General features: G+C 71.9%; 18 protein-coding genes. 10 read left to right on the top strand and 8 right to left on the bottom strand.

The features are described 5' to 3' along the window. The first annotated feature begins 199 nt into the window (after positions 1 to 199). The 4 genes from ROT00_RS14405 (at position 200) to groL (ending at position 3,209) form a co-directional block, all read left to right on the top strand. The gene (locus ROT00_RS14405) at positions 200 to 490 is read left to right on the top strand and encodes a DUF3263 domain-containing protein (RefSeq protein WP_404775721.1); all 291 of its coding nucleotides are present in this window, start codon (positions 200 to 202) and stop codon (positions 488 to 490) included. A 28-nt stretch (positions 491 to 518) separates the two neighbouring features. Further along, on the top strand, positions 519 to 1,064 hold the full coding sequence (locus tag ROT00_RS14410) for a LytR C-terminal domain-containing protein (protein ID WP_404775722.1): 546 nt from the start codon (positions 519 to 521) through the stop codon (positions 1,062 to 1,064). A 128-nt stretch (positions 1,065 to 1,192) separates the two neighbouring features. Then, complete coding sequence (locus tag ROT00_RS14415) at positions 1,193 to 1,396, top strand: cold-shock protein (protein WP_404775723.1); 204 nt, start codon at positions 1,193 to 1,195, stop codon at positions 1,394 to 1,396. Positions 1,397 to 1,589: 193 nt separating this feature from the next. Beyond that, on the top strand, positions 1,590 to 3,209 hold the full coding sequence (gene groL / locus ROT00_RS14420) for a chaperonin GroEL (RefSeq protein WP_404775724.1): 1,620 nt from the start codon (positions 1,590 to 1,592) through the stop codon (positions 3,207 to 3,209). 112 nt (positions 3,210 to 3,321) lie between these two features. Here groL and ROT00_RS14425 read toward each other — a convergent pair whose 3' ends face one another. From ROT00_RS14425 to ROT00_RS14435, 3 genes are all read right to left on the bottom strand, one after another. Next, positions 3,322 to 3,612 (bottom strand): WXG100 family type VII secretion target, encoded by a 291-nt coding sequence (locus ROT00_RS14425; protein ID WP_404775725.1) that lies wholly within the window; start codon positions 3,610 to 3,612, stop codon positions 3,322 to 3,324. Positions 3,613 to 3,772: 160 nt separating this feature from the next. Further along, a complete protein-coding gene (locus ROT00_RS14430; RefSeq protein ID WP_404775726.1) occupies positions 3,773 to 5,560 on the bottom strand; it encodes a sensor histidine kinase in 1,788 nt (595 codons plus the stop codon). A gap of 41 nt (positions 5,561 to 5,601) precedes the next feature. Further along, entirely contained in the window at positions 5,602 to 6,294 is a 693-nt protein-coding gene (locus tag ROT00_RS14435; protein WP_022894322.1) for a response regulator transcription factor, read from the bottom strand. A gap of 84 nt (positions 6,295 to 6,378) precedes the next feature. Here ROT00_RS14435 and folP point away from each other — a divergent pair, with 84 nt between their 5' ends. Further along, positions 6,379 to 7,311 carry a dihydropteroate synthase gene (folP, locus tag ROT00_RS14440; protein WP_404775727.1) on the top strand — a complete coding sequence of 311 codons (933 nt, stop codon included), beginning with the start codon at positions 6,379 to 6,381 and terminating at the stop codon, positions 7,309 to 7,311. Continuing rightward, positions 7,308 to 8,030: a pyrimidine reductase family protein gene (locus ROT00_RS14445; RefSeq protein WP_404775728.1), complete on the top strand. Its 723-nt coding sequence runs from the start codon at positions 7,308 to 7,310 to the stop codon at positions 8,028 to 8,030. Before folP ends, ROT00_RS14445 begins: the two co-directional genes overlap by 4 nt. Before the next feature lie 46 nt (positions 8,031 to 8,076). Here ROT00_RS14445 and ROT00_RS14450 read toward each other — a convergent pair whose 3' ends face one another. The 3 genes from ROT00_RS14450 to ROT00_RS14460 are packed head-to-tail and all read right to left on the bottom strand — an operon-like array spanning position 8,077 to position 11,925. Further along, complete coding sequence (locus ROT00_RS14450; RefSeq protein ID WP_404775729.1) at positions 8,077 to 9,723, bottom strand: DNA repair helicase XPB; 1,647 nt, start codon at positions 9,721 to 9,723, stop codon at positions 8,077 to 8,079. Between the two features lie 49 nt (positions 9,724 to 9,772). Further along, positions 9,773 to 11,644: a helicase-associated domain-containing protein gene (locus tag ROT00_RS14455; RefSeq protein ID WP_404775730.1), complete on the bottom strand. Its 1,872-nt coding sequence runs from the start codon at positions 11,642 to 11,644 to the stop codon at positions 9,773 to 9,775. Between the two features lie 8 nt (positions 11,645 to 11,652). Continuing rightward, positions 11,653 to 11,925: a hypothetical protein gene (locus ROT00_RS14460; protein ID WP_404775731.1), complete on the bottom strand. Its 273-nt coding sequence runs from the start codon at positions 11,923 to 11,925 to the stop codon at positions 11,653 to 11,655. A gap of 106 nt (positions 11,926 to 12,031) precedes the next feature. On the opposite strand from ROT00_RS14460, the gene ROT00_RS14465 reads away from it, so the two are divergent. Together ROT00_RS14465 and ROT00_RS14470 are read left to right on the top strand one after the other, a co-directional pair. After that, complete coding sequence (locus ROT00_RS14465) at positions 12,032 to 12,412, top strand: cold-shock protein (RefSeq protein ID WP_189083866.1); 381 nt, start codon at positions 12,032 to 12,034, stop codon at positions 12,410 to 12,412. Next, on the top strand, positions 12,405 to 13,136 hold the full coding sequence (locus ROT00_RS14470) for a DUF3027 domain-containing protein (protein ID WP_404775732.1): 732 nt from the start codon (positions 12,405 to 12,407) through the stop codon (positions 13,134 to 13,136). Before ROT00_RS14465 ends, ROT00_RS14470 begins: the two co-directional genes overlap by 8 nt. Here ROT00_RS14470 and ROT00_RS14475 read toward each other — a convergent pair. Both ROT00_RS14475 and serC read right to left on the bottom strand, forming a co-directional pair. Beyond that, the gene (locus tag ROT00_RS14475) at positions 13,076 to 13,369 is read right to left on the bottom strand and encodes a DUF2530 domain-containing protein (protein WP_404775733.1); all 294 of its coding nucleotides are present in this window, start codon (positions 13,367 to 13,369) and stop codon (positions 13,076 to 13,078) included. The genes ROT00_RS14470 and ROT00_RS14475 overlap by 61 nt on opposite strands. A 2-nt stretch (positions 13,370 to 13,371) precedes the next feature. After that, positions 13,372 to 14,487 carry a phosphoserine transaminase gene (gene serC / locus ROT00_RS14480; protein ID WP_404775734.1) on the bottom strand — a complete coding sequence of 372 codons (1,116 nt, stop codon included), beginning with the start codon at positions 14,485 to 14,487 and terminating at the stop codon, positions 13,372 to 13,374. A 74-nt stretch (positions 14,488 to 14,561) separates the two neighbouring features. Here serC and ROT00_RS14485 point away from each other — a divergent pair, with 74 nt between their 5' ends. Continuing rightward, a complete protein-coding gene (locus ROT00_RS14485; RefSeq protein WP_404775735.1) occupies positions 14,562 to 15,254 on the top strand; it encodes an iron-dependent transcriptional repressor DtxR in 693 nt (230 codons plus the stop codon). 308 nt (positions 15,255 to 15,562) lie between these two features. Beyond that, positions 15,563 to 16,327 (top strand): C40 family peptidase, encoded by a 765-nt coding sequence (locus ROT00_RS14490; protein ID WP_404775736.1) that lies wholly within the window; start codon positions 15,563 to 15,565, stop codon positions 16,325 to 16,327. Positions 16,328 to 16,615: the final 288 nt, after the last annotated feature.

Genomic DNA, 16,615 nt, shown 5'->3' on the forward strand with positions numbered 1-16,615 from the left:
GGCTCGGCGCGCCGGGCAAACCCGGCGAAGTCATACAACGCGCGCACGACGCGCGCTGTTCCCTCGGACCGCGGATGCCTCGGTAGGCCGTCGGCGGATGCCGAACACACGAGCGCCGCGCGGCGTCCTCCCGGGACGCCGAGCCTAGGATGTGCATCGAGGCGCGCAGCCGCGCGCCCGCGAGCTGGAGGCCGACAGGATGAGTGCGGGCGGGAACACGGTCGAGGGCGCTGCGCTCGACGAGCGCGCCCGCCGGATCCTCTCGTTCGAGGCGCGAAGCTGGCCCGACGCGGACGCGAAGAACGAGGCGATCCGCCACGAGCTCGGGCTCAGCGGCGCCAGGTACTACCGGCTGCTCGGCGGCATCATCGAGCAACCGGCGGCGCTGCGGCACGATCCGCTCCTCGTCAACCGCCTCCTGCGCCTGCGCGACGCTCGCATCGCGGCACGGGCGCACCGGACCCCCACGCCCGGCCGGACGCTCGACTGAGCGCGGCCCCGACGATCGAACTGGACCCATGGCGCAGAACTTTCCCCGCGATCGCTTCGATACCCTCCCCGACGGCATCGACCGCGTCGGCGCTCACCGTGCGCCCGAACGCCGCGGTCGCGGCTGGATCGCCTTCGGGATCGCGGCGCTCGCCACCGTCGTGCTCGTGGCGGCCGGCGTCGTCGCCCTGATGGTGTTCAACGGCCGCCTGGACTTCGCGGAGCCCTCGGCGCCGCCGCAGTCGGAGCAGCCCGCCGAGACCGCGGCGCCCACCGTGGCTCCCGACGTCCCGGTCCTCGTCCTGAACGGCACCGACGTGTCCGGCCTCGCCGGCACGGCCTCCGACGCGCTGCAGGCGGCCGGGGTGCCCGTCTCCTCGGCCGCGAACGCGAGCGAGGACACGATCGAGACGACGACGGTCTACTACGCGAGCGAGGAGCTCGAGGGTGCGGCCCGCGGCGTGCTCGCCGCGATCGGCGTCGGGGATGTCGGGCTCGATCCGTCCATCGCGGAGACGGGCGGCACGATCACGGTCGTCCTCGGCTCGGACTACGCGGCGGCCGTCGGCGGCTGAAGCGGAGAATCGTTGCCATTCCGCGACCTTTCCGGGGCGCGACGCTCTTGTGCGCACCCGGCGGCTCTGTGAGCATGCTGACCTGACGCGCAACAGGGCCGTCGTCGAGTGCAATCTGGGAGCAAGGCATGGCGAACGGAACCGTCAAGTGGTTCAACGCTGAGAAGGGGTTCGGCTTCATCACGGTCGACGGGGGAGGACAGGACGTGTTCGTCCACTACTCCGCGATCGACATGAGCGGCTACAAGGTGCTCGAGGAGGGCCAGCAGGTCGTCTTCGAGCTCGGGTCCGGATCGAAGGGTCCGCAGGCCGAGTCGGTCCGCCCCGTCTGAGCGAGCACGAGCGGAGCGCGTCCCGATCGGCGGGGCGCGCTCCGTCGTCGCGTGCGCCGGGCGGATGCTGCACCGGGGGCGCCGGGCCGCCTTGCACTCTCGGACGCAGAGTGCCAGAATCGTCTTAGCACTCGTTCGATTCGAGTGCTAAACACCATTCTTTTGACGTCCGTGAAGGGACGAGAGGAAACTCATGGCAAAGATCATCGCTTTCGACGAGGAAGCCCGCCGCGGGCTCGAGCGTGGCCTCAACACGCTCGCCGACGCGGTCAAGGTGACCCTCGGCCCGCGCGGCCGCAACGTCGTCCTCGAGAAGAAGTGGGGCGCCCCCACCATCACGAACGACGGCGTTTCGATCGCCAAGGAGATCGAGCTCGACGACCCGTACGAGAAGATCGGTGCGGAGCTCGTCAAGGAGGTCGCGAAGAAGACCGATGACGTCGCCGGTGACGGCACGACCACCTCGGTCGTCCTCGCCCAGGCGCTCGTGCGCGAGGGCCTCCGCAACGTGGCCGCCGGCGCCGACCCCATCTCGCTGAAGCGCGGCATCGAGAAGGCCGTCTCGGCCGTCTCGGAGGAGCTCCTCGCCGCCGCGAAGGAGATCGAGACGAAGGACGAGATCGCCGCCACCGCGTCGATCTCCGCCGCCGACCCCCAGATCGGCGAGATCATCGCCGAGGCGATCGACAAGGTCGGCAAGGAGGGCGTCGTCACCGTCGAGGAGTCGAACACCTTCGGCACCGAGCTCGAGCTCACCGAGGGCATGCGCTTCGACAAGGGCTACCTGTCGGCGTACTTCGTCACCGACCCCGAGCGCCAGGAAGCGGTCTTCGAAGACCCGTACATCCTCATCGCGAACAGCAAGGTCTCGAACATCAAGGACCTGCTGCCCATCGTCGACAAGGTGATCCAGACCGGCAAGCAGCTGCTGATCATCGCCGAGGACGTCGACGGCGAGGCGCTCGCGACCCTGATCGTCAACAAGGTCCGCGGCATCTTCAAGTCGGTCGCCGTCAAGGCCCCCGGCTTCGGCGACCGCCGCAAGGCGCAGCTGCAGGACATCGCGATCCTCACGGGTGGCCAGGTCATCAGCGAGGAGCTCGGCCTCAAGCTCGAGAACGTCACGCTCGACCTGCTCGGCCAGGCGCGCAAGGTCGTCATCACCAAGGACGAGACGACCATCGTCGAGGGTGCCGGCGACGCCGAGCAGATCGCCGGCCGGGTCGCGCAGATCCGCCAGGAGATCGAGAACACCGACTCCGACTACGACCGCGAGAAGCTCCAGGAGCGCCTCGCCAAGCTCGCCGGCGGCGTCGCCGTCATCAAGGCGGGTGCCGCGACCGAGGTCGAGCTCAAGGAGCGCAAGCACCGCATCGAGGACGCCGTCCGCAACGCGAAGGCCGCCGTCGAGGAGGGCATCGTCGCCGGTGGTGGCGTCGCGCTCATCCAGGCCGGCAAGGTCGCGTTCGAGAAGCTCGAGCTCGTGGGCGACGAGGCGACCGGCGCGAACATCGTCAAGGTCGCGATCGAGGCTCCGCTCAAGCAGATCGCCCTCAACGCCGGCCTCGAGCCGGGCGTCGTCGCGAACAAGGTGTCGGAGCTCCCCGCGGGCCACGGCCTGAACGCCGCGACCGGCGAGTACGGCGACCTGCTCGCGCAGGGCATCATCGACCCCGCCAAGGTGACGCGCTCGGCGCTGCAGAACGCCGCGTCGATCGCCGGTCTCTTCCTCACGACCGAGGCCGTCGTCGCCGACAAGCCGGAGAAGTCGGCCGCTCCGGTCGCCGACCCGACCGGTGGCATGGACTTCTAGTCCGCACCTGGGTCATCGACCCTGATCCGCGCGAAGGGCGCCTCCGGCCGGAGGCGCCCTTCGTCATTGCTCCGGGTGCGGTTCACCGTTCGCGCGCCCCCGGCGCCCGGAGTCAGCGCAGGAACAGCCGGGTGTTCGCCTGCTCGGCCTCCGCATAGGCGGCGCCGGCGAGTGCGAGGGCCTGGCGGAGCGCGCCCAGGTTGGCTTCGACCTGCTGCTGCGTGGTGCGCCAGTCGGCCACTGCGCCCTGGAACGCGGCGGACGCGGCGCCGCTCCAGACCGATTGCAGCCCGGTGAGCTGCCCCATGAGGGCCCCCACCTCGCCCTGCAGCCGGTCGATCGTGCCCTGCACCACCTGCGTGGCGCCGAGCACCTGGCCGCTGTCGACGGCGTAACTGGTCATCGTGCTCCTCTCTCGTCGTGCGCCACCGGGCTGAGCGCCGGTCGGCGTCCTCCGACGCTAGACGCGGGCCGATCCGCGTCCTCGGTGACCTCCGTGATCGGTGGAGTCCGTCCGCGGGGGTCGCGCGGTGGAGGAGGAACGGATGCCGCGCAGGGCCCGCTCAGGCCCCGGTGACGCGCTGCGGCGCCGAGGCCGAGTCGGCGAGGGGGAGCGAGACCCGGAAGGTCGCCCCGCCCCCGGGCGTCTCGACGACGTCGACGGTGCCGTTGTGGGCGGCGACGATCGAGGAGACGATCGCGAGGCCGAGGCCGGTGCCGCCGGTCTCCCGCGCGCGCGAGGTGTCGGCCCGCCAGAACCGCTGGAAGATCTTCTCCCGGATCTGCGGAGGGATGCCCTCGCCGTGGTCGACGACCTCGAGCATCGCGCGCTCGGACGCGGCATCCAGGCTCACCCGGATCTCGATGGGGGAGTCGTCCGCCGTGAACCGCATGGCGTTGCCCATCAGGTTCGTGATCACCTGACGCAGTTTGTTCTCCTCCGCGAGCACGACCGCGCGCTGCACCGGCGCCGGGGTACCCGAGCCGATGGGCACCGGCACGGTGGGGGCGGGCTCGATCATCGCGGCGGACTCCGCGGCGTCGAGCTGACGGCGGCGCTGCGCCTCGCGGGACTCGCGGGGCTCGCGGGCCGGCTGGCGCGCCGCCGGACGGCGCGGCGGCTGGGAGAGCCGGCGGCCGCGGAGACGGGCGAGGGTCGCACCGGCGAACGCGATCGGACCGGTGGCCCGCATGGGCGGCGAGTCGAGGTCGACGGCGAGCTCCACCGGGTCCTCCGCCAGGTCGTCTCCGCCCGCCTCCGGGGCGATCACCGTGACAGTGCGGGCCGGAGCGGCCGCCATCGCGTCGAGCGCGGCGTCACGGGCGAGCGGCACGAGGTCGACCTCGCTGAGCGTGAGCGGCTTCGCCTCGTCGAGCCGGGCGAGCGCGAGCAGATCCTCGACGAGGAGACCCATCCGGATCGCCTCCTTCTCGATCCGATCCATCGCCTGGCCGACGTCCTCGGGGGTCTGCAGCGCCCCCATGCGGTACAGCTCGGCGTAGCCGCGCACGGAGACGAGCGGTGTGCGCAGCTCGTGCGAGGCGTCGCCGACGAAGCGCCGCATCTGGTCGATCGTGCGCGCCCGGTCGCGGAAGGCACGGTCGATGCGGTTCAGCATCGTGTTCAACGAGCGGTTCAGTCGCCCGACCTCGGTGTTCGGCGTGGCGCCGTCGAGGCGCTGGCTGAAGTCGCCGTCGGCGATGGCCGCCGCGGTGCGCTCGACCTCGCGGAGCGGGGTGAACGTCGAGGTGACGAGCATCCTCGTGAGGAGGGCGCCGACGATGACGACGCCGAGCCCGAAGCCGAGGAAGATCGTGAGGTAGGCGGCGAGGAGCCGTTCGGTCTCGGCGGTCGAGATGGCGATGATGATCGGCATGAAGCTGCCGTGCGTGTCGACGAGCGCGGTCACGGCGCGGAAGGTCTGATCGCCGTGCTGGTCGGGCAGCTGCACGACCACGTAGCCGTTGGCGTTCATCTCGTTGACCTTGGCGATGCTGAGCTCCGAGGGGAACAGCGGCACCTCGGAGCTCGGTCGGCCTTGCCAGTTGTGCGCCAGGAAGCGGCCCGTCTCGGGGTCGTACTTCGCGACGAAGACGTCGTCGGAGGGGCGCACGTCGAGCCCGTCGGCGCTCGAGTCCTCGGCGTCGCCGTAGAAGTACCGGGAGACCACGTCGCCGGACGCGATCGTGCGCAGTCGGCTCTCGAGCTGCTGCTCGGCGTAGCTCCGGAGCATCGCGGCCGTGCCGATGCCCGAGACCAGGAGCCCGAGGGTGAGCATCAGCACCGTCACGCCCGTGATCTTCGTGCGCAGCGAGACGCGGTTCCACCGCTCGAAGATCGTCTGGTTCATGGCACGACGAGCCTACGCCGCGGAGCCTGGCCGAGCGCTGATCACGGCTTGGAGCTCTTCAGCATGTAGCCGAAGCCGCGCTTGGTCTGGATGAGCGGTTCGGCGGAGTGCTGGTCGAGCTTGCGGCGCAGGTAGGAGATGTAGCTCTCGACGATGCCGGCGTCGCCGTTGAAGTCGTACTCCCAGACGTGGTCGAGGATCTGCGCCTTCGAGAGCACCCGGTTCGGGTTCAGCATGAGGTAGCGCAGGAGCTTGAACTCGGTCGGCGAGAGCTCGACGGGGACGTCGCCGACGAGGACCTCGTGCGTGTCCTGGTCCATCGTGAGCTCGCCGGTGCGGATGACGGCGTCCTCCTCGGCGTGCATGGTGCGGCGGAGGATGGCCTTGATGCGGGCGACGATCTCGTCGAGCGAGAACGGCTTGGTGACGTAGTCGTCGCCACCGACCGTGAGGCCGGTGATCTTGTCCTCCGTGTCGTCCTTCGCGGTGAGGAACAGGATGGGCGCGGTGTAGCCCGCGGAGCGGAGGCGCTTCGTGACGCCGAAGCCGTTCATGTCGGGCAGCATGACGTCGAGGATGATGAGGTCGGGCTCTTCCTCGAGCACGGCCGAGATGGTCTGGGCGCCGTTGCCGACCGCCCGGACGGCGAAGCCGGCGAAGCGGAGGCTCGTGGTCAGCAGGTCGCGGATGTTGGGCTCGTCGTCGACGATGAGAATTCTGGGTCCGTCGCTCATGGCGCCATTCTCTTAGCGTTCGCTGGAAGTAGCCTGGGAGTCGGATGCGCGCCGTTCGACCGGCGGCCGGGCTACGATTCGGGTATGGCTGCGCTCTCGACTCGACCGTCCGGCTGGGTGGAGCCCGAGTACACGCACCCCGTCCGGCGTATCGGCGGCCGAGAGGTCGACTACCGCCGCACCATCCAGGTCATGGCCGTGGTGAACCGCACGCCCGACTCCTTCTACGACCGCGGCGCGACGTTCGGCCTCGACACCGCCGTGGCCGCCGGCCGGCGGGCGATCGACGCGGGCGCCGCCTGGATCGACATCGGCGGCGCGCGCTTCGGACCCGGTCCGGCCATCCCGGTCGCCGAGGAGATCGACCGGGTCGTCCCCGTCGTCGAGGCGCTCCGCGACGCGGGCGCCGCGCTCTCGGTGGACACGTTCCACGGCGCCGTCGCCCGCACCGCCATCGCGTCGGGCGCCCACGTCATCAACGACACGACCGGCATCCACGATCCTTCGCTCGCCGAGGCCGTGGCCGACTCCGACGCGACCCTCGTGATCACGCACAGCCGCGCCGAACCGCGGCAGTGGTTCCCGAAGCCGCAGTACGACGACGTGGTCGACGACATCCGGGCCTTCCTGGCGGAGCGCGTCGCGCTCGCCGTCTCCCTGGGGGTGCCGGAGGAGCGCATCGTGCTCGACCCCGGCCACGACCTGAACAAGAACACCAGGCACACACTCGAGCTGACCCGCCGATTCGGGGAGTTCACCGCGCTCGGCTTCCCGCTCGTGGCCGCGGTCTCGAACAAGGACTTCATCGGGGAGTCCCTCGACCGGCCGCGCGAGGAGCGGCTCGCCGGCTCGCTCGCCGCGGCGGTCTTCTGCGCGGCCCAGGGCGCCCGCATCCTCCGCATGCACAACGTGGCCGAATCGGTGGACGCCGCGCGCATGGTCGAGGCCATCATGGGCTGGCGCGAGCCCGCCTACCTGAAGCACAACATGGTCGACGGCCCGAACGAGGACGCATGAGCGGGCGGCCCGAGCCCGACCGCGAGCAGCTGCTCGCGGCCTACGCGGTGCCGGAGCGGGCGACCCCCCGCATCCGGATGAACTTCGTGATGAGCCTCGACGGCGCCGTCACGCTCGACGGGCGCAGCGGCGGGCTCGGCGATCCCGCCGACCGGCTCGCCATGGGCGTGCTCCGGACGCTCGCCGACGTGGTGCTGGTCGGCGCCGGGACGGTGCGCGCAGAGGGCTACGGCGGTCTCCGACTCAGTCCCGAGAACGTCGCCTGGCGGCGCGAGCACGGGCTCGGCGACGTGCCGCGCATCGCCGTCGTGTCCGCCGCGCTCGACCTCGATCCCCGCGACCCGGTGTTCGCCGAGGCCGAGGGGCGTCCGCTCGTGCTCACCCACGCGGCATCCGATCCGGTGCGACGGGCGGCGCTCGCCGAGGTCGCCGATCTCGTCGACTGCGGTGCCGACCGCGTCGAAGCGGCGCTCGTGCGCGACGCGCTCGCCGAGCGCGGCCTGCCGCAGATCCTCTGCGAGGGCGGCCCGCACCTGTTCGGCACGCTCATCGACGCGGACCTCGCCGACGAGCTCTGCCTGAGCCTCAGCCCGCTGCTCGTCTCGGGGAGCGCCGGGCGCATCGCGCAGGGACTCAGCCAGCACGCCCGGCGGATGCGGCTCGTGCACGCGCTGCCCGCCGGCGATCTGCTGCTCCTGCGGTACGCGCGGGCCCGCTAGCCCGCCGAGATCTCGGACGCCGGCGACCGCGCACCGCGCCTCCCGCTCAGGCGGCGGCGTCGAGAGTGTGCGCGTCGAGGATCGTGTACGAGTAGCCCTGCTCGGCGAGGAAGCGCTGTCGATTCTGCGCGAAGTCCTGGTCGACGGTGTCGCGGGAGACGAGCGTGTAGAAGTTCGCCGAGAGGCCCGACTCCTTCGGCCGGAGCAGCCGGCCGAGCCGCTGCGCCTCCTCCTGACGCGAACCGTACGAGCCGGACACCTGGATCGCCACGGTCGCCTCGGGCAGATCGACGGAGAAGTTCGCCACCTTCGAGACGACGAGGACGGGGGTGCGGCCGTCGCGGAACTCCTGGAACAGCCGCTCGCGCTCGTCGACCGGGGTCGAGCCGGTGAGCTGCGGCGCGCCGAGCGCGTCGGCGAGCTCGTCGATCTGGTCGAGGTACTGGCCGATCACGAGGATCCGCTCGCCGGCGTGCCGCTCCACGAGCTGCTTCACGACGCCGAGCTTCGCGGGCGCGGTCGCCGCGAGCCGGTAGCGCTCGTCGTCGGCGGATGCCGCGTACGCGAGCCGCTCGGACTGGGGGAGGTCGATGCGCACCTCGTAGCACGCGGCGGGCGAGATGAAGCCCTGGGCCTCGATCTCCTTCCAGGGGGCGTCGAAGCGCTTCGGGCCGATGAGGCTGAAGACGTCGCCCTCGCGGCCGTCCTCGCGGACGAGCGTCGCGGTGAGCCCGAGGCGGCGGCGCGCCTGCAGCTCCGCGGTGAGCTTGAACACCGGGGCCGGCAGCAGGTGCACCTCGTCGTAGACGATGAGGCCCCAGTCGAGGGCGTCGAGCAGGGACAGGTGCGCGTACTCGCCCCTCCGCTTCGCGGTGAGGATCTGGTAGGTCGCGATCGTGACCGGCTTGATCTCCTTCACCTGGCCCGAGTACTCGCCGATCTCCTCGGGCGTGAGGCTGGTGCGGCGGAGGAGCTCGTCGCGCCACTGCCTGGCGGAGACCGTGTTGGTGACGAGGATCAGCGTCGTCGTCTTCGCGGTGGCCATCGCGCCGGCTCCGACGAGGGTCTTGCCCGCCCCGCAGGGGAGGACGACGACCCCGGAGCCGCCGTCGAAGAAGTTGTCGACCGCCTTCTGCTGGTAGTCGCGCAGGTGCCAGCCGTTCTCGGCGAGGTCGATGACGTGCGGGGTGCCGGGGGTGTAGCCGGCGAGGTCCTCGGCCGGCCAGCCGAGCTTCACGAGCTCCTGCTTCAACTGCCCGCGCGCCCAGGGCTCGACGAGGAAGCTCGTGTCGTCGATGCGCTCGCCGATGAGCGGCGCGATGCGCTTCGCCCCGACGACCTCCGTGAGTACCGCGAGGTCTTCGCTGTGCAGGCGCAGCGCGCCGTCCTCGGTGCGGTCGATGACGAGCCGGCCGTAGCGCCCGACGGTCTCGCGCATGTCGACGGAGACGGTCTGCGGCACGGGGAATTTCGCGTAGCGCTCGAGCGTGCCGAGCATGTCGTCGGCGGTGTGCCCGGCGGCCCGCGCGTTCCAGAGGCCGAGCCTCGTGATCCGGTACGTGTGGATGTGCTCCGGGGCGCGTTCGAGCTCCGCGAAGACCGCGAGGTCGTGCCGCGCGTCTTCGGCGAGCGGGTTCGCGACCTCGAGCAGCACGGTGCGGTCGCTCTGCACGATGAGGGGGCCGTCTGACATGACCGTCAAGTCTACGCCCGATCCGGCGGTGGAGTCCCTCTTCGGGCGCCTAGTCCTCTTCGGGGGCCGGCGCGACGGCGGCGATGGCCGAGATCGGCAGGGTGCGCTCGATGTCCGCCTTGCGGTCGCGGGCGCGCAGGCGGCCGTTCGCGACGCTCGCCGGCGCGAGCAGGTAGTCCGCGGTCTGCCCGCCGGGCATCCGCACCGTCACGGTCAGCGTCTCCTTCGCCCGAGCCGCCGCCTCGAGCTGCCGGGCGAGCCAGGCCTGCTCGGTGGCCGGACCGTCGGCGGGCGCGGCGAGCAGCACGTCGAGCAGCTTGCCCACGGGGTCGCCGGCGGGGGCGGCCGTCGGCGTCGGCGCGAGGCGATGCCGCTGCAGTCGGAGGATGCGGCCGTCGGCGTCCTCGGCGGCGACCGGGTACCGCGCGTCGGAGAGCGCCCAGAACACGACGTCGGGAGTGAAGCGCGAGAGCAGCCGGTGCGGCCCGGTCCGTCGCAGCCCGATGGCGCTCAGCGATTGGTCGACCTCGAGGGTGCCGATGAGCTGCTCGTCGTCGGAGCGGATCGAGCTCTTCGCCGGCACGTCGCCCTCCTCCGCGGCGGAGACGCGGACCGCGCCGAAGCGCGAGGCCGCCTCGGCGACGAGGTAGTCGAGCGGTTGCGGGATGCCGGTGAGCGAGAGCGCGCCGAGGAACTCGCGGATCGACTCGGCCGTCTCGCCCGCCGCGAGGCCGCGGTTCACGGATGCGGCGGTGACCCGGTAGCTGGAGGCGAGGTCGCGCCCCTCGACGTCGGCGAAGCCGCGGAGCCGCGCGTCGAGGGCGGGCTCGAGCGGGCCGGGCGAGACGATCGTGAGATCGTGCTGCACGTAGACGCGGTCGACCTGCGCGGGGAAGTGCGCGCCGAGGAGCGCCGCGGCCTCCGCGATCTGGCCACCGAGCACCAGCCGGCCCGGCTGCACGGGCTCCCCGGACACGGCGAGCCCGAGCGCCTCCGCCTCGCCCGCGAGACGGGCGAGCCCGGCGTCGAGCCAGTCGCCGCCGACGGGGTAGAGCCAACGGACGTCCTCCCGGAACGCGGCGGCCGAGAGCGTCTCGCTCCGCCGGGTCACGAGCTCGCGGAGCGCGGGCGGCACGCGCTCGCGCCAGCACTCGGCGAGGACGGCCCAGCGCTCCGCCGGTCCGGAGAGCGACCACTCTGCGCCGGCGTCGGACTCGAGCCAGTAGGCGCCGTCCCGCACGACGAGCCCGGCCTCGACCGCCCGACCGAACAGGCGCGGCACCTCGTCGAGCGCCACGCCGGCGACCTCGGCCAGCCGTCGGGCGTCGGGCAGCGCGAGCCCGCCCTTCGCGAGCTCCCGCGCGGGCTGGGCGCCGAGCGCGGCGAGGAGCTCGGCGGTCGCGGCGACCGTGGCGTACGCCTGCTCCGAGGCGCGGCGGGCGAGGAGCGAGCGGTCGACCTCGTCGACGACCTGGAGCACCGGGGGCGCCGGGGCGAGGAGCGCCTCGACCTCCGGCAGCCCGTCGCCGAGACTCGGGACGAGCCGCGTCACGACCGCGGCCGGGACGTGCATGACGCCCGCGGCTCCGCCTTCGGCGTCGACGACGAGGAGCCGGGCGCGCAGCCCGTCGAGCAGTGCGGGCAGCGCCTCCTGGAGCTCCGCCGGTGCGCCGAGGGCGGCGATGCGTTCGGCGAGCCCATTTCCGTCGAGCTGGTGCGGCGCGGTGGCGAGTGCGGCGAGCACCGCGAGGTGCGGGCGGTCGAGGCGGCCGATGACGTGGTCGAGCGAGTCCTGGTGCAGGAGCGCCTCGGCGAGGTCGAAGAGGTCGGCGATGCCGTCGGTGGAGAACTCCCGGAGGGCGAGCGCGTCGCGCAGCTCGTCGCGGGCCATGCCCCGGAGCTGTGCGGCGAGCTGCAGCATAGGCCCGCTCAGCTCCCGGTTCGCGCCTCGCGCGAACGGCGCACGGCGTTGACGATGAGGAGGACGACGAGGAGGAGGAAGCCGAGGGGGAGACCCACCACGGGGACGAAGAAGACGACCGGCCAGACGCCGCGGCTGAAGCCGTCGTCGGCTCCCGCCCCGGCGGCGGTCGCGATCAGGACCGCGAAGATGCAGAGCACCGACAGGCCGACCGAGCCGGCGACCATGTACGCGAGGATGCGCTCGACGCGGTTCTCGGAGGTAGGGCGATCGGTGCTCACCCCTCCAGGATAGCCAGCGCGAGCCGCGTGCGTCGGCCGCAACTAGACTGGGAGGGGAGGGCGACGAGTTCAGGTGCGCCCGCATGGACACGAGCGAGGTCACGCGATGCCCAGCGGCAAGGTCAAGTTCTACGACGAGGAGAAGGGGTTCGGCTTCATCAGTGGTGATGACGGCCAGGAGGTGTTCCTCCACGCCTCCGCGCTTCCCGCCGGGGCCGTCGTCCGTGCCGGCTCGAAGGTCGAGTACGGCATCGCGGACGGCAAGCGCGGGCCGCAGGCCCTCTCCGTGCGCGTCCTCGAGACGCCGCCGAGCCTCGCGCGCATCAACCGCCGTTCGGCCGACGACATGGCGGTCGTCGTCGAAGACCTGGTGAAGTGGCTCGACGCGGCGGGCAGCGACCTGCGCCGCGGGCGCTACCCCGACAAGGCGCGCGGCCGTCAGATCGCGACGCTGCTCCGGAAGGTGGCTGACGAGCTGGATGCCTGAGCCCCGAGAATCCGAAGAAGCCCCGGTCGAGCGCGACGAGCAGCCCGCCGCGGAGTCCGCAGCGGCCGAGCCGACTCCGCTGGAGTCCGCCGACGACGGCGCCGCCGTTCCCGGGAGCGACGACGCCGCGGAACCGTCGGCGCCGCTCGTGGCCGACGAGGTGCTGCTCGCCTCCGCGGCGCTCGCGCAGCGCGCTCTGCTCGAGGCCACGCCGCCCGAGACGGTCGGTTCGGTCGTCGGGCACATCGTGGAGGGCGAGCACGTGCTCACCCTGCTGTTCGCCGCCGATCTCGCGGGGTACCCCGGCTGGCACTGGAGCGTCACCATCGCCCGGGTCGAGGACGCCGAGCCGACCGTGCTCGAGACCGAGCTCATGCCGGGGGAGCGGGCGCTGCTCGCGCCCGAGTGGGTGCCGTGGTCGGAGCGGCTCGCCGAGTACCGCGCCGCGCAGAACGCCGCGGCCGAGGCGGCGGCCCTCGCCGGTGACGACCCCGACGGGGACGGCTCCGACGACGAGCGCGACGACGAGTCCGACGACTTCGACGACGAATCCGACGACGACGAGTCCGACGACGACGGCTTCGACGATCACGACGACCACGACGACGTGTTCGACGGCATCGAGATCGACGCGCTCGGCGAGGAGCCCGACGCGACCGGGGCTCAGGACGAGGAAGACTCGGACGACGACGACTCGGACGACGAGGACGACGACCGCGACTGACGCCGCCTGAGCAGCTGCACGGAGGCGATCCCGGCGACGCCGAGCGCCGCGCCGATCACCGTGGTCGGCACGAGCAGCGCGCTCGCGCGCTCGTCGAGCACGCCGCCGAGCGCGAGGACGACCGCGAGCGCGACGAGCCACCCGACGGTGCCCACGAGGAGCGCCTTCCGGGCGTCGGCCCGAGCCGGCGCCGGATCGGGCCGGCGCTCGTGCTCGGGGATCCAGAGCCGCACGCTCAGCCCAGCTCTCCGAGCACGTAGTCGATCGCGGAGGTGAGGGTGCGCACGTCGTCGGGCTCGATCGCGGTGAACGTCGCGATGCGGAGCTGGTTGCGGCCGAGCTTCCGGTAGGGCTCGGTGTCGACGACGCCGTTGGCGCGGAGCGCCTTCGAGATGGCCGAGGCATCCGTCGACTCGTCGAAGTCGATCGTGACGACGACCTGCGAACGATCGGCGGGATCGGCGACGAACGGCGTCGCGACCGCCTGCGCCGTCGCCCAGTCGTAGAGGACCGAGGAGGACTCGCGCGTGCGCGCGTCGGCCCAGGCGAGTCCGCCGGAGGCGTTCATCCAGTCGATCTGGTTCTCCATGAGCAGGAGGGTCGCGAGCGCAGGGGTGTTCAGCGTCTGGTTCAGGCGCGAGTTGTCGACGGCGTTCTTCAGCGAGAGGAACTCGGGGATGTACCGGCCGGAGGCGGCGATCCGCTCGACCCGCTCGATCGCCGCGGGGGACAGGATGGCGAACCAGAGGCCGCCGTCGGCGGCGAAGTTCTTCTGCGGCGCGAAGTAGTAGACGTCGAACTCGGCGGCGTCGACGGCGATGCCGCCCGCGGCGCTCGTCGCGTCGATCACCGTGAGTGCGCCCTCATCGCCCGCGACCCGCGCGACGGCGGCCTGCACGCCGGTCGAGGTCTCGTTCTGCGGCCAGGCGTAGAGGTCGATGCCGGCGAGCGCCTCGGGGCGGGCGCTCGTGCCCGGCGCGGCCGTGCGGACGTCGGGGGCCTCGAGCCAGGGCGCCGCGGCGGCCTTCGCGAACTTGGCCCCGAACTCGCCGAAGGAGGCGAGCTGCGCGCGGCGCTCGATGAGCGATGCGGCGGCCGTGTCCCAGAACGCGGTCGAACCGCCGTTGCCGAGCACGACCTCGTAGCCCTCGGGCAGCGAGAAGAGCTCGGCGAGGCCGGAGCGGACGCGGCCGACCAGGTCCTTCACGGGCGCCTGGCGGTGCGAGGTGCCGAGGATCGCCGGGCCGAACTCCGCGAGGTGGGCGAGCTGCTCGGGGCGCACCTTCGAGGGGCCGCAACCGAATCGACCGTCGGCGGGCAGGAGTTCAGCGGGGATCACGAGGCTCGGCATGCCGATGAGTCTATCGAGGGCGGCGGGCCCACTAGGCTGGAAGGCGGGCTGTGACGACACGGGGAGGAAGCAGCGTGACCGACCTCATCGACACCACGGAGATGTATCTCCGCACGATCCTCGATCTCGAGGAGGAGAACATCGTGCCGCTGCGCGCACGCATCTCCGAGCGCCTCGGCCACTCCGGCCCCACGGTGTCGCAGACGGTGGCGCGCATGGAGCGCGACGGACTCGTCGTCGTCTCCGGCGACCGGCACCTCGAGCTCACGCCGGAGGGGCGCAGCAAGGCCGTGCACGTCATGCGCAAGCACCGGCTCGCCGAGCGCCTCCTCTCCGACGTCATCGGGCTCGAGTGGGAGTACGTCCACGACGAGGCGTGCCGCTGGGAGCACGTCATGAGCGAGCAGGTCGAGCGCCGGCTGATCGAGCTGCTCGGCCAGCCCACCGAGTCGCCCTACGGCAACCCGATCCCGGGCCTCGAAGAACTGGGCGTCCCGGCGGCGGCGCCGTTCATGACGGGCGTCCGCAACCTGGTCCAGGCGCTCGGCGACACGAGCGAGCCGATCCGCGGCGTCGTCCGGCGGCTCGGCGAGCCCGTGCAGTTCGACCCCGAGCTGCTCGCGCAGTTGAAGCAGGCCGGCATCATGCCGGGCGCACGGGCGACGTTCAGCGTGAACGGCGGCTACGTGCTCGTCCAGGTCGACGACGTCGACGGCGGGCTCGAGCTCCCGGTCGAGGTCGCCGCGCACCTCTTCATCGGCGACTGATCCGGCCGCCCCTCCGGCGCTCGGAGCTTGGGATCCGCTGTGAGTCGGCCGTCGTCGTGACCGGAATGTGACATTCCCGAGGGCCTCGCGTATCCTCGTTCGAGTCCACCGACGAGAAGCCAGTCGATGGAACCGAGATCGAGACGCCCCCGACGTCCACCGCTCGATCCTGAAACCCGTGAAGCGCTGAGCGCAGCCAGGTGGAACGCCGTCTCCCGGCCGTGGGCGACGGAGGTAGTGTTTTGGCTCGTTCCCCCAAGCGTCGTCTTCCCGGCGGCCGTGTCGGCAAAGCTGCGACGAAGGCCATCGTGCAGGCGAAGACCCGGGCGGAGGACTCCGAGACGGCGATCGCGCCGGTCTCGACGATCTCCACCCGGCGGTTCCGCCGCGGCGGCGTCGCGAACCTCGTCGTCATGACGATCTCGGCCGGCATCGTCGGCACCCTCGCGATCCCCGCGTACGCGTTCACGCCCGGCAGCGAGGACCCGGAGTTCTCGACGAGCGCGGCGGCAGCCCTCACGAAGGCCGACCCGCAGTCCGTCGACGTGCAGGCGGATGCCTCGGCGGCGCCGGTCTCGCAGGACACCCTCGCCGTCACGACCGGCGCATCGATCCGCGAGGCGGAGGAGGCCGAAGCGGCCCGTCAGGCCGCGCAGGCCGAGATGGCGTCCTACGCCGCGTCCTACGACGGCCCGTCGGTGGGCGAGCTGCTCGCCAGCCCGCCGTATCCGAACTTCGACCTCGCGAGCGTCTACAACGTCGCGACGCAGTACATCGGCGTGCCGTACGTCTACGGCGGCGCGACGCCCGCCGGCTTCGACTGCTCCGGCTTCGTCATGTACGTGTACGCGCAGTTCGGCGTCTCGATGCCGCACTCCTCGTCCGGGCAGGGCGCGATGGGCACCCCGATCTCCGAGGCGGACGCGGTGCCGGGCGACCTCGTGATCATGTCGGGTCACGACGGCTTCTACGCCGGCGGCGGCATGATCCTGCACGCCCCGTACGAGGGCGCGTCGGTGCGGGTCCAGCCCATCTGGACGAGCGACTACTCGATCGTCCGCATCGGCATCTGAGGTGAACATCGGGTGACCGCCCGAGGGAAACGGCGCGCCGGAGGCATCCTGCGCGCCGTTTCCTGTCGTACGCTTGAGGCCTGACCAACCGAACCGAACGGGGAGGCCGATGGGGAAGCGCACGCGCGTCCATGCCAGGAACGCGCGCGCGCACTTCGACCATCGGCCGAGTCAACAGCCGAACGACCTGAGCGCCAGCGCGCTGCACGGGCACCGTCCTCTGGACGGTGCCCGTTTTTGTTTCCGGCGACCCCCGACGGCCTCGATTCGTCGTCCCGTATCCCGCGG

The organism is Agromyces mediolanus (genome assembly GCF_044917495.1).
Lineage (GTDB): Bacteria > Actinomycetota > Actinomycetes > Actinomycetales > Microbacteriaceae > Agromyces > Agromyces mediolanus_B.

Excerpts from the sequence above, each read along its gene's own strand:
- ROT00_RS14455 (WP_404775730.1), bottom strand. The coding sequence starts at position 11,644 with ATGCTGCAGCTCGCCGCACAGCTCCGGGGCATGGCCCGCGACGAGCTG.
- serC (WP_404775734.1), bottom strand. The coding sequence starts at position 14,487 with ATGCCGAGCCTCGTGATCCCCGCTGAACTCCTGCCCGCCGACGGTCGA.
- ROT00_RS14435 (WP_022894322.1), bottom strand. The coding sequence starts at position 6,294 with ATGAGCGACGGACCCAGAATTCTCATCGTCGACGACGAGCCCAACATC.
- ROT00_RS14410 (WP_404775722.1), top strand. The coding sequence starts at position 519 with ATGGCGCAGAACTTTCCCCGCGATCGCTTCGATACCCTCCCCGACGGC.
- ROT00_RS14425 (WP_404775725.1), bottom strand. The coding sequence starts at position 3,612 with ATGACCAGTTACGCCGTCGACAGCGGCCAGGTGCTCGGCGCCACGCAG.
- ROT00_RS14405 (WP_404775721.1), top strand. The coding sequence starts at position 200 with ATGAGTGCGGGCGGGAACACGGTCGAGGGCGCTGCGCTCGACGAGCGC.
- ROT00_RS14450 (WP_404775729.1), bottom strand. The coding sequence starts at position 9,723 with ATGTCAGACGGCCCCCTCATCGTGCAGAGCGACCGCACCGTGCTGCTC.
- folP (WP_404775727.1), top strand. The coding sequence starts at position 6,379 with ATGGCTGCGCTCTCGACTCGACCGTCCGGCTGGGTGGAGCCCGAGTAC.
- ROT00_RS14465 (WP_189083866.1), top strand. The coding sequence starts at position 12,032 with ATGCCCAGCGGCAAGGTCAAGTTCTACGACGAGGAGAAGGGGTTCGGC.
- ROT00_RS14430 (WP_404775726.1), bottom strand. The coding sequence starts at position 5,560 with ATGAACCAGACGATCTTCGAGCGGTGGAACCGCGTCTCGCTGCGCACG.
- groL (WP_404775724.1), top strand. The coding sequence starts at position 1,590 with ATGGCAAAGATCATCGCTTTCGACGAGGAAGCCCGCCGCGGGCTCGAG.
- ROT00_RS14415 (WP_404775723.1), top strand. The coding sequence starts at position 1,193 with ATGGCGAACGGAACCGTCAAGTGGTTCAACGCTGAGAAGGGGTTCGGC.
- ROT00_RS14470 (WP_404775732.1), top strand. The coding sequence starts at position 12,405 with ATGCCTGAGCCCCGAGAATCCGAAGAAGCCCCGGTCGAGCGCGACGAG.
- ROT00_RS14445 (WP_404775728.1), top strand. The coding sequence starts at position 7,308 with ATGAGCGGGCGGCCCGAGCCCGACCGCGAGCAGCTGCTCGCGGCCTAC.